Genomic DNA, 10735 nt, shown 5'->3' on the forward strand with positions numbered 1-10735 from the left:
AATGATTTTTGAGTCTGCCGAAATGATTTTTGAGTCTGCCGAAATGATTTTTGAGTCTACCTCTCTTCAGGCGCAATCCCTGTACCTTTATCTTGTAACTCGGAGAATGTCAAGATAAGTCTATTGATTAAAAGTAAACCTACCATTTACTTTTTCACCTTTAAGATCAGCAATAACTTTTACTTGATATTGACCAGTTGCTTTTTCAGTTAACTTTGCTGTGTAATGTTTTCCATTAGCTTCATATGTCATGGGAATTGATTTTTGTTTTCCATCAGGTAGCTGAACTTGAGCCGTTACTTTCGCGTCAGGTACTGTTTCATGGTTGTCACCTTTTAGCAGGTATAAATCCATATGAGTTGCACTTGCTTCTTTTTCAGGAACAAATTCTAAATGATAAGTTCCTGTCTCTACAACTTGACCACCTTTAGATGCACCATGTTCGTTATTTGTTTTAGCAGCAGGTGAAGCAGAAGCAGTTGGTGATACAGAACCAGAGTTAGAGCTTACTGAAGTATTACTAGAAGTATTATTATCTGTAGTAGCTGTTTGATTGCTGTTACTACAAGCACCTAAAAAAACTAGTCCGACACTTGCTAAAAATACAAAACTGAGATTCAGATATTGCATTAAATGATTCTTCATTTGAGAAATTTAATTGTAATGTGGATAGTGATAAACGCAGTTTTTAGCAAAAAAATCTGCAAAACTATTGCTTGTCTTAGTTTTCGTTAGGATTTATGTATTTATAATTACTCCTGATTTGTTAGAAACTATTTTATACGAGTAGATTACATTTTTGTAAGCAAATTTAGTGACAATATCAAGTATTACAAATCGAAATGAAATTGAGATGAAATTTATCAAACAGGTAGAATCAGCCAGGATAGCTTATATTTTGCAGCTACCTAATATCCCGCCAGAGAATAAATTCTCTGGCTAATAGCACAAGTCCGTTGAAAACGGACTCAAAGATTTATCCAGTCAGCTAATCGCAAACTTGAGCTTTGAGTACTAGTGCTTCTCCACATTAATCTTGAGGGATTATAGATCCTCGACAATTTTTGCGAAGTTGGGGATCTAAACACCTGCGACTCATCAAAATTAATGTGGTGGAGTACTAGCTTCGAGGTTAAGTTCTAATAAACAATTATTACTTTTGTGCAACTTAGGTCAGTCAATTGCTAGTGTTGTTGAGAATTGAGAAGAAGTAACTATTTCCCAGATTCAATTAGCGACCAAAGCACTTACAGCGCCACCAGTAGTGAGGGTAATAAACTGATGGCTGTTTATTTTTTCAGAATTCATTATTTGCAATTATTCTAGATTTTTGATTGAGTCTATCAGGCACAATTTTACAATTTTGATTTTAATTTAAAAAACTGCTTTATAAATTTTTATGATAAGCATATCAAAGTGAAATCAAGATGAAATTTAACATATGTACAAGTAAGAAAATTAAAAATATTCTTTTATTCCTATAGTTAGAAGCACTATTTTGAAGTCTTTTTCTATTCTTCTAATTACGAAAGCGCAAATCATGAAAATAGGGGTGTATATGCTTTTAGTTCACGAAGAATATCAATCTAGTTTTGATGTTGCGATGTACTGTGCAGTAGAGTGCGAACACTGTGCTGAAGCCTGTATCGGTCATGCAGAAATGGCACAATGCGCTCGTACCTGCCTTGATTGTGCAGAAATTTGCCGGACTGTGGCTATTTATATGGTACGTGGTTCGCGTTTTATTCCTCACTTAGTACGTGCTTGTGCAGAGATATGTGAAGCCTGCGCCAAAGAATGTGAGAAGCATGATGCAGAACACTGCAAGAAATGTGCAAAAGCTTGTCGGCAAGCTGTAGAAGAATATCGCAAAATCGCTGCTGTAGGAGTGGCATAAGTTTAATTTACTTCAACCGTAAGGCAAGCTGTTTATCAGTTCACACTGCTTTACTTAGTAGTGATTACTAGTAATTGATCGGGTACACTCCGCGAGAAAAATCATAATTGATTTAGCTTGCCTTACATTTTCCTAACCCTAAATAGAAGAAAACGAGCAATCATCGCTGACAAACCCACGTATTCAGGAGCTATGCACAGAGATTGTGACAACACAGAAGGAGGAGATCAAGATTATGAAAACACTTATGGAATAGAGGCAGAGGGCAGACGACAGAAGGGAAAGATTTTTTAGTTGATGAGATTTAACTAAAAATTCAGCGTATTCATTATTTTCACATTCAAGTGCAAGATATAAATGTAAGCTAATGACAAAGCAACATCACACACGAAATAACCACGTAGTTCGAGAAGGTGATGAACACCACAATCATGCCGGACACTTAGAACATGGTGGACACGCCGGACATGGTAAACATGCAGGACACAGCCCGGAAATTTTCAAACGTCGCTTTTTTATCTGCCTTGTTCTAACTTTACCCATCTTATATTTTTCCACCCAACTACAAGATTGGTTAAATTATGAAGCGATCGCATTTCCCCGTTCGGAGTGGATTAATCCGGTTTTAGCAATCATCATCTATTTTTATGGCGGTTGGGTATTTCTCAAAGGTGCTTGGAACGAACTGCACAGCAAAATTGGGATGATGACTTTGATTGCGCTGGCAATTACAGTAGCATTTGTCTACAGCTTGGCAGTTTCTCTCGGTTTGCAGGGAATGCCTTTCTATTGGGAATTAGCAACCCTAGTAGATATTATGTTGTTGGGACATTGGATAGAAATGGCTTCTGTTCAAGGTGCTAGCCGGGCTTTAGAAAATCTGGCAGAATTAGTACCTTCTCAAGCTCATCGCTTTACTAACGGTAAAGTTGAAGATGTTGCAGTTAGCGACATTCAAGCAGAAGATATCATTTTAATTCGTCCGGGTGAGCAGGTTCCCAATGATGGGATTGTGATTGAGGGAGACACCAATATTAATGAATCTTTTCTCACAGGTGAATCTCGTCCCGTTTCTAAACACGAAGGCGATGAAGTCGTAGCTGGTTCGGTTAACGGTGAAGGTTCGGTAAAAGTTAAAGTTACTCGTATTGGTGGCGATACGACGATTAATCAGATTATGCGCTTGGTAGAAGAGGCGCAGGGTTCAAGAAGTAGATATCAAGTTTTAGCAGACCGGACAGCTTACTGGTTAACTATCATTGCGATCGCTGCTGGTAGTCTCACTTTCTTTACTTGGCTATTTTTTAGTGATTTAATTTTTGCTGTCAACCGTAGCGTGACCGTATTAGTTATAACTTGTCCTCATGCCCTCGGTTTAGCTATTCCTTTGGTAATTGCTAACTCTACTGGTTTAGCTGCTAAAAATGGAATTTTGGTGAGAAATCGAGATGCTTTAGAACGAGCAAAAGATATTAAAAATATGGCGTTCGATAAAACTGGAACCCTGACAGAAGGACGCTTTGCAGTTCAAAGAGTTGTGAGTGACTCTTTAACAGAAGAACAAGCCTTAGCAATAGCCGCTGCTTTGGAAACTTCTTCTGAACATCCCTTAGCGAAAGCAGTGGTGGAAGCCGCAGAACGTCGCCAACTGCATTTACCTCAAATGACTGATTTTAAAACAGTAACAGGTCGTGGAGTTGAGGGTAAAGTTAACGGTCAAACTTACCGGATTGGTCGTCCGGAGTGGGTAGAAGAACAAAATCTGACTTTGCCATCATCTCTGCGTCAAGGACTAAATAAAGCAGACGAACGCGGTGAAAGTGCAGTAGTTTTAATGACAAATAAAAGTGCTGTTGCTGTAATTTCAATGGCTGACCAAGTGCGGGAACGGGCGCGAGAAGCGGTAAATAAATTAAAAGCAAAAAATATTCAAGTAGTCATGATTACCGGAGATGCGGAAGCTGTTGCCCGTGCAGTTGCTGAGGATTTAGGTATCGACCGTTACTATGGTCGAGTTTTGCCAGAAGACAAGGTTAGTATTATCAAACAATTGAAACAAGAAGGTGCAACAGCTTTTGTTGGTGATGGAATTAACGATGCAGCTGCACTTTTAGAAGCTAATATTGGGATTGCGATCGGTGCAGGGACTAATGTTGCGATCGAGTCAGCTGATTTGGTATTGATTGAGGATGATCCCTTAGATGCCGTTAAAGCCCTTAATTTAGCACAGAAAACCTACAGCAAAATGATTCAAAATCTGGTATGGGCAACAGGTTACAACGTCATTTCTATTCCTCTGGCTGCTGGTGTGCTTTATACTTGGGGAATTTTACTTTCGCCAGCCGTGGGAGCATTGTTAATGAGTTTATCAACTGTGATTGTGGCAATTAACGCCGTAATGTTACGACGGGCGAAGTTGGCTTGAATCTATGCACACAGGGAGGAGAGGCAAAATTTTACCAAAAATTACCACTCCAATACTCCCCCAACTTCCTTTTCTTGTTCAACACTTGACATTTGTTTTGGCATTAACAACTTACTGAACTTAGCGTATAAAGCAGGTAACACCAATAAAGTTAAAGCAGTAGAAGTAAACAAACCTCCCAGTACTACTACCGCCAAAGGTTGCAAAATTTCCTTACCTGCACCCGTACCAATTACTAAAGGAACCATTCCCAAAGCGGAGGTCAGAGCTGTCATTAAAATAGCTACTAAGCGTTCCATCGATCCCTCAAAAATTACTTCCCGTAGAGTCATTCCCTCTGCCAACTTATTGTTGTAATTGTCTACTAGCAGCAAGCCGTTGCGTGTTGCTACGCCAAAAAGGGTAATAAAGCCTACTAGGGAAGCTACAGAAATGATCCCGCCCCCTAAAGCAATCGAAAATATCCCCCCAACCACAGCCAGAGGTAAGTTAATCATAATCATCAGCATCGCCGCGACGGATTTAACGGCAAAGTACATTAATATACTAATTACGACAATTGCCAGTCCCCCAAATACCAGTAAATTCTGAGTAGCTCGTTGTTCTGATTCAAACTGACCGCCGTATTGAATAAAGTAGCCTGTGGGCAATTGTACTGAGTTTTTGACTTGAGCTTGAATTTCATCTACTACAGAACCTAAATCTCGACCTGATACGTTTGCAGACACAACAATTAGGCGAGAAACATTTTCGCGGTTAATTGTGTTGGGGCCAGTTCCGTAGTCTATGCTGGCGACTTGCGCGAGAGGAATTTTCTGACCTGTGGGGGTATCTACCAATAAATTACGAATAATATCTAAATTATTACGAGCATCTTCTTTTAACCAAACCACCAAGTCAAACAGTTGTTGGTCTTTAAGAACCTGAGATACTACTCGTCCATTGAAAGCAGTTTCTACCATCTCACTCAAATTACCCACAGTTAAGCCATAACGAGCTGCTGCTTCGCGGTTAAATTTAATTTGTAACTGTTTAATCGGGACTTGAGGTTCGAGTTGTAAGTCTACGAGTCCGGGAATATTACTCACTGCTGCTTGAACTTCTGTCCCCAAACGGCGTAGTTCTTGCAAATCGGGACCGAAAATTTTAATAGCGATCGCACTCCTTACCCCAGATAATACTTCATCCATGCGGTGAGAAATAAACCCACCAATATTAGGCGCAATTCCCGGTATCTTAGCAAATTCTGCTCGCAGCTTCTCAATACTTCCTTTGCGATCTTTCAATCCCTCTGCACTTAGTTCTACATCTAAATGTCCCAAGTTAACCCCACCTGCATCCGCATCACCAGGGGCGCGTCCAGCCCGTAACTGCACCGTTTTAAATCGCTGATCATTTTTAAGAGCATCCTGCATCACAAATCCAACTTGATTGGTTGCTTCTAGAGAACTTCCTGGATAAAGCAGGACTGCGTTTACTAAAGATGGTTCTTGGAACTCCGGCAAAAATACTCGTCCTAAACTTGGGAGAATAACCAAAGATGTAACTAAAGATGCTCCAGCAACGGCCAAAATAATTGTGGGGAAACGCATCGAAAAATTCAGGATTGGTCGATAGAGTCGCTGTGATAAAGCACTCACCCAAGTATCATCTGCTGGTAGCGATCGATTTGCTAATAAAATTGCACACAAGGCTGGGGAAAGGGTCATTGCTACAAGCGTTGAAGCAAAAATTGACACCAAGTAAGCAACCCCCATCGGTGCAAATATCCGACCTTCCACGCCTGTAAGGAAGAAAATTGGTGCAAAAACAACGGCAATAATTACGGTAGAAAAAATTACACTAACTCTGACTTCTACAGAGGTATCGTAAACAACTTTGAAAGGATTTACAGGAGTTCCCGCTAGCTGATTTTTTCGCAAACCCCGGTAGGCATTTTCCATATCAACGATAGAATCATCCACTACCGAACCAATTGCCACAGCTAATCCTCCTAATGTCATAGTATTGATACCCTGACCAAACAAGCCCAAAATCATCATCCCAATCAAAACTGATAAAGGAATAGCGCTAAGGGTAATCACGGCGGTGCGCCAGTTCATCAAAAATAGCAGCAGGATAATTGAAACGATGATGATACCATCGCGTAGAGAACTGGTAACATTTTCAATTGCTGCATCGATAAAATTATTTTGGCGGAAAGTTTCGATAACTTTGACATCTTTAGGTAAGCCAGCTTTGACCTCTTCCATTGCCTTTTCAATGGCTCTGGTGACAGTCGGGGTATCATATTGGGGTTGCTTGTTAACCATCACTGCGATCGCCCTTTGACCGTTTAAACTGCCATCTCCACGCTTGAGGGCTGCACCAATTCGCACATCTGCAATATCTTTTAGTAAAATCGGCGTACCATTGCGAGCTGTAATTACAGAATTTCCCAATTGCTCAATTGAATCTATGCGTCCGACTCCACGAATAACTATTTCTTGGTCAGGATTAATCAAAAAGCCACCCGCAGCATTGACATTCGCGCCTCTTGCTGCTGCTGTGACTTCTTCTAAAGTGACATTAAAAGCCTTGAGCTTGGCTGGATCAACTAAAACCTGATACTGGCGGACATCACCACCATAGGCGATCACCTGAGAAACACCCGGTACAGCTAGCAGTCGGTTGGTAATATCTCGGTCAACCAAACGCCGCACTTCCATCATGGGAGTTGTTTCGGTAGTTAAAGCATATTGCAGAACTGTACCAATGGGGGAAGAGATTGGAGAAATTTGTGGGTTTTCCACGCCCTCTGGTAGTTTTTGCACAGCCTGTTGCAATCGTTCTGTGACTAACTGGCGGGCTTGATAAACATTAGTTCCCCATTGAAAAATTACCTTAACAACAGAAATGCTAACCGCCGAGGAAGAACGCACAGTTTCTACTCCCGGTGTACCATTGACTGCACTTTCAATTGGCAAAGTAATTAAAGATTCAACTTCTTCGGGGGCGAGTCCTGGAGCTTCAGTTTGAATTTCGACTTGGGGTGGGGCAAAATCAGGAAAGACATCTAAAGGCATTTGGGTAAGATTATACACACCCAAAAAAGTGACAACAATTGCTCCCAACACCACTATCCAACGTTGGACAATCGACCACTTGAGAATAGCATTTAACATATTTTGTTCAACTTAAGATCATGCGTGCTGCTTGTTTCTTTTGCCTTTTTACTTTTTACTTTTTACTTTTTACTTTAGGTGTATCTACTAGCACTAGCTGCTGTGATTTGTGATGACGACCATTCCAGAAAGCGCCAGCCATAAAACCTAAAGTAGCAGTTGCGGCTACTCCCCCTACTCCCAATAGCCATAATAAGTATGGTGTTTTCGGCTCTATCTTTGTCTGTGCAGGAGTTTCTCTAGCTTCGTCTTGTTTCGGTTTGCTACCACCTCGCAGAGATTGAGCATAAAGTTGAGGTGCGCGCTGGGTGACAATCAAATCTCCCTCGAATAACCCAGTCTTTACCTCAACCATGTCGCCAGAGTTTTGCCCTAAAGTAACTTCAACAGGTTGGTAAGCATTACCATTCTGCACGTAAACCTGTTTTTTATCATTCACATCAACTACAGCTGAGGTGGGAATAGCCAAACTAGGTGCTGAGGTTTGGTCTGTTAGGACTTCTAGTTCTGCAAACATCCCTGGTTTGAGGACTCCGCCTGGATTATTTATTTGAGCTTTTACGGGTATTACTCGCGTTTCACCTTCTACTACTGACCCAATTACGGCAATTTTTCCTGTAAAAGTGCGCTTAGGTACAGAAGCAACTTTGACACTTACTCGTTGACCTGTTCTTACTTTATCTAAATCTTTTTCATAAATATTCGCTGTAGCAAAAACCCGACTGTCATTGACAATCGTCATCAATTTGCCACCAGCATCCTCAAAAGTTTGACCAATTGTTACTTCCCTATCTGCAACTTTACCAGCAATCGGAGCAGTCACCGTCACCAGTCCCTTGGCATTACCACTGTTACCCAATTGTTGAAGGCGAGTTTGATAAATATTATTACTGAGTTGAATATTTCTTTTTGCAACGTTAACTGCGGCTTGAGCGCGTTTGAGTTGATTTTCTGCCTGAATCACGTCTCGACGACTTTTGGCTTTGGTGAGTTCGGCTTTTGCTTGTGCTAGTTGGGTTTGGGATTCTAAAGCATTGCGTCGGGGTAAAGCACCTGTATCAGCTAACTGTTGGTCTTTATCGTATTTTTCTTGAGCAAATGATACTTGGCTCTGGGCTTGAGCGATTTCAGAATCGGCTATTTGTTGATAGCGATCGTAGTTTTGTTGAGCCAGTCTTAAGTCAGCTTGTGCTTGCTGTAAATCAGCTTGAGCTTGAGCAAGTTTTTCCTGAGATTCAACGCGCAATGTCACTAAATCAGGGCTGGTAACAACAGCAACGGGTTGACCTTTTGTTACACCTGCACCAGGTTCCACTAACAATTCAACCACTTTCGCTCCAGAAATTGGGGTAGTCACTTCCACTTTTTGACTGGGTAGAGTTTCAATTTGTCCAGTGGTTTTAATCCCTAGAGCTAGCTGTTGACGTTGGACTGGCTCGACTTTAATTTCTAGCCGTTTGGCTGTATCAACATCAACTTGAATAGAATTAGTAGTTTGAGTGGTTTCACTTTCTTGATGAAATTCGTTTCCATGTCCACTATGAGCCAGAACAACTGCGGGACTTGCTAAAAACAGCAGGCTAACAATTGTGCCATAAACACAAGGAATTGCCGTAGGTGTTTGGGAACGCACAGAGTAAGACATCGCCATGAAAAATCCTTGAGTATGGAGCGTCAGGAATTGCGAGTGGTCAAAAGTACTTTCTCATTTTGAGAAATGCACTCTTACACTAGTGTTTCATTTAGAAATGAAATTAGGATGAAATCGAGCTTAAGCGTTATGTTCTATAGCACTTCTGACTTGATTGCAATACAGTCGGAACCCCACCCCGGTTTTGCATCAGCAAAACCGGGGTGGGGTGCGTATTGGACACAACCGAGAACTGCTATAGTTTCAACGGATTTAAAGCTTCTGGCTCTTGACCAAGCAGTATTGGGCCGGAAGTATAAAAGTCAGTGATAAAATCTCTGGCAAGACCTCTACTTCAGGTATTCTGGTAGAGGTTATTACTTATTTATTAACCATTTACAATCAAGTAGGTAGATATCGTGGCACAGGCTTCCTCTTCTTGGCAGCAATTAATTGACCAGATCCTCGATTGGATGCTTCCAGAGTTCAAGTCGGGAGCCACAAAAAAGTTACCTCTAGAACGTTTCCGTGGACCAGGAGGCGCTCTTGGGTTTCTGACTATAGTAGTGGCGATGCTATTGTGGAATTGGAAACTGCTGTTAGCTAGTAGTGCGGGTATGGGGACAATGATGTTTGTTTATTCCATGCAAGCATGGCGTTGGCAGTTACACTTGTCTGAAATTAAGAAATTTTTAAATAGTCCGAACCGTCGGCTGACTCTAGCCGTGATTAGTGGTGGTATGGCTTGCTTCAGCACTTACATGGCAACTGTGATTTGGTTAGAATCCAATAGCCATTGGCTGGCCGCAGGCGTAATTTTGCAAGGTTCAGCAACACTAATAACATTATTTTTATTGACATGGCAAATAGTCAGCCTTTACGGAAATAGAGATGAAAATCAGTTAGATAATTTATTAACTAATCTCACCGAAAAAGATCCTCTCAAGCGTTTAATCGCTATACGTCTGCTAACAAAATTAATCACTAACAATCGAATTGATGCTTCAGAGTTACAAAATATTGATCAATGTTTAAGACTACTGCTTTGTCATGAAGAAGAAGCAGCAATCCGAGAAGCAGCTTTTAGTAGTTTGCAAGTCTTGGAGCGAATGCAAATGCTTTCATCAACTCCTGTAGCACTTAAAATACCTACCAAAGCAAAAGTTAAAAGTCGAATTATACTTTAAACGGTAAAAAACTAAACGGGGAGTGAAGGAATATTGGATTGCAGATTGGCGATTGCAACAAGTTGAAGTTTATCGGCGCCAAAGTGGAATTTTAAAGTTGATGGTAACGTTGTTAGATAATGATGAATTGAGTTCACCATTGTTACCTGGTTTTAGTTGTGCTGTGAGTCGGTTTTTTGTGTAAATGATTGTCCAACGTCCAGACGAAAGTAGATATAAAGTGCTTACTATAAACCAATACGGTTCAGTAGAGTAGAGACGCGTAGCAAGATCCCACAGGGTAATTTCGTGTCTGGTACACACCAATTTTCTGTACTAAAAATCCTTAACACCAACCGTATTGGCTTAAAAACCAATTACATTACGAATGCATCGGCTTACATTACGAATGCATCGGCTTACATTACGAATGCATCGGCTTACATTACGAAT

Annotated in this window: 6 protein-coding genes and 1 pseudogene; 4 read left to right on the forward strand and 3 right to left on the reverse strand. The window is 40.9% G+C overall.

What is annotated here, in order from left to right:
• Window positions 1-120: 120 nt before the first annotated feature.
• A complete protein-coding gene (locus tag AC5JMK_RS23765; RefSeq protein ID WP_495911165.1) occupies window positions 121-630 on the reverse strand; it encodes a hypothetical protein in 510 nt (169 codons plus the stop codon).
• Window positions 631-1558: 928 nt separating this feature from the next.
• Here AC5JMK_RS23765 and AC5JMK_RS23770 point away from each other — a divergent pair.
• Window positions 1559-1897, forward strand: coding sequence for a four-helix bundle copper-binding protein (locus tag AC5JMK_RS23770; protein WP_096675660.1), 339 nt, complete (start codon window positions 1559-1561; stop codon window positions 1895-1897).
• Window positions 1898-2264: 367 nt separating this feature from the next.
• Window positions 2265-4322: a heavy metal translocating P-type ATPase gene (locus AC5JMK_RS23775; RefSeq protein ID WP_096675661.1), complete on the forward strand. Its 2058-nt coding sequence runs from the start codon at window positions 2265-2267 to the stop codon at window positions 4320-4322.
• Between the two features lie 41 nt (window positions 4323-4363).
• Here the strand turns inward: AC5JMK_RS23775 and AC5JMK_RS23780 are convergent, their stop codons facing one another.
• Both AC5JMK_RS23780 and AC5JMK_RS23785 read right to left on the reverse strand, forming a co-directional pair.
• A complete protein-coding gene (locus tag AC5JMK_RS23780) occupies window positions 4364-7486 on the reverse strand; it encodes an efflux RND transporter permease subunit (protein WP_495911164.1) in 3123 nt (1040 codons plus the stop codon).
• Window positions 7487-7541: 55 nt separating this feature from the next.
• Window positions 7542-9131: an efflux RND transporter periplasmic adaptor subunit gene (locus AC5JMK_RS23785; protein ID WP_495911166.1), complete on the reverse strand. Its 1590-nt coding sequence runs from the start codon at window positions 9129-9131 to the stop codon at window positions 7542-7544.
• Window positions 9132-9535: 404 nt separating this feature from the next.
• On the opposite strand from AC5JMK_RS23785, the gene AC5JMK_RS23790 reads away from it, so the two are divergent.
• Together AC5JMK_RS23790 and AC5JMK_RS23795 are read left to right on the forward strand one after the other, a co-directional pair.
• Entirely contained in the window at window positions 9536-10303 is a 768-nt protein-coding gene (locus AC5JMK_RS23790) for an armadillo-type fold-containing protein (protein ID WP_096675667.1), read from the forward strand.
• Window positions 10304-10319: 16 nt separating this feature from the next.
• Window positions 10320-10487: pseudogene (locus AC5JMK_RS23795) on the forward strand (Uma2 family endonuclease); the annotation flags it as partial.
• Between the last annotated feature and the right edge of the window lie 248 nt (window positions 10488-10735).

It is taken from the genome of Pelatocladus sp., assembly GCF_059505505.1.

Coding starts and splice junctions, on each gene's coding strand:
- AC5JMK_RS23765 (WP_495911165.1), bottom strand. CDS start 630: ATGCAATATCTGAATCTCAGTTTTGTATTTTTAGCAAGTGTCGGACTA.
- AC5JMK_RS23770 (WP_096675660.1), top strand. CDS start 1,559: ATGCTTTTAGTTCACGAAGAATATCAATCTAGTTTTGATGTTGCGATG.
- AC5JMK_RS23775 (WP_096675661.1), top strand. CDS start 2,265: ATGACAAAGCAACATCACACACGAAATAACCACGTAGTTCGAGAAGGT.
- AC5JMK_RS23780 (WP_495911164.1), bottom strand. CDS start 7,486: ATGTTAAATGCTATTCTCAAGTGGTCGATTGTCCAACGTTGGATAGTG.
- AC5JMK_RS23785 (WP_495911166.1), bottom strand. CDS start 9,131: ATGTCTTACTCTGTGCGTTCCCAAACACCTACGGCAATTCCTTGTGTT.